We start from the raw sequence: 987 nt of genomic DNA on the forward strand, positions 1-987 counted from the left end.
CTTCGAGCGGCTGTGCAACACGGACTTCGCCTGCGAGGCCGATGCGCTCAAGGCATTGGAGCGTTTTGAGCACACACTTAAGATTGGCCTGCTCGGCGAGACCTGCATTGAGGCCTTGCCTCGCTACCACAGCCAAGGCCGCCCGGCCCGAGGGCAGGCGCCAGACTTTTATGTCTACCGCATCAGCGGTGCACTGGCCTCGCAGGTGCAGGAGCACCAGCGCCGCCTGGAACGCAAAAGCTGTTTCATCCTCGCCACCAATCAGCTCGATGACTCACTGCTCAGCGCAGCCGAGCTCATCGCCGCCTACAAGGATCAACAAACAGTCGAGCGCGGCTTTCGCTTCCTCAAAGACCCGATGTTCATGGCCGCGACACTCTACCTGAAGAAACCCGAGCGCATCATGGCGTTGATGATGGTGATGACCCTCTGCTTGTTGGTCTATGCTGCCCTGGAACACCGTATCCGCGAGAGTCTCAAGGCACAGCAGGCAACCTTCCCCGACCAGAAGGGTCAGCCGAGTGCTCGTCCCACCGCGCGCTGGGTATTCCAATCTTTCAAAGGCATCCATGTGCTGGTCATTGCCCAGGTCAAGCCGCTCGTGCTAAATATGCAACACCACCACCACGCCTTACTTGAACTGCTGGGATGGCGGTATGTGGCGTTATATTCTGGAAGCGGCTGAGGGGGTGCGGAATGACGGGTTTTGAGCTGAGGTGTCGAAATAGGTTTCGCCCCAAATGCGCCGTCGCACCAAAGCCAGACAATCTGAGAAGGTCGCCTCGGGCTTGAGGTACCAGGCCGTCGAGCGCGGCAAGTTCGCCCAGGTCTCAGGCCAACGATGGACCATCAGACAGACCAAGGAGAACAGCGCCAGGAGCACCGGGGTGGTCCGGGCGATGGCCAAGTCACTGTACTGACGCTGAGTGTCGACCCCGAGGTGGCGGCGGGTCTCCTCAAAGGTGACTTCCAGCGACCAGCGCCAGA

The 987-nt window shown here is 60.0% G+C and carries 2 protein-coding genes; one reads left to right on the forward strand and one right to left on the reverse strand.

Annotated elements, in window-relative coordinates; genetic code table 11:
- Positions 1–685: IS1634 family transposase (locus tag CKO36_RS19205; protein WP_200286497.1), on the forward strand; the 685-nt coding region annotated here is incomplete at its 5' end.
- Here the strand turns inward: CKO36_RS19205 and CKO36_RS19210 are convergent.
- A partial coding sequence (locus CKO36_RS19210; RefSeq protein WP_200286498.1) for a hypothetical protein occupies positions 665–987 on the reverse strand: 323 nt, incomplete at its 5' end. The genes CKO36_RS19205 and CKO36_RS19210 overlap by 21 nt on opposite strands.

The organism is Rhabdochromatium marinum, assembly GCF_016583795.1.
Taxonomy (GTDB): Bacteria; Pseudomonadota; Gammaproteobacteria; order Chromatiales; family Chromatiaceae; genus Rhabdochromatium; species Rhabdochromatium marinum.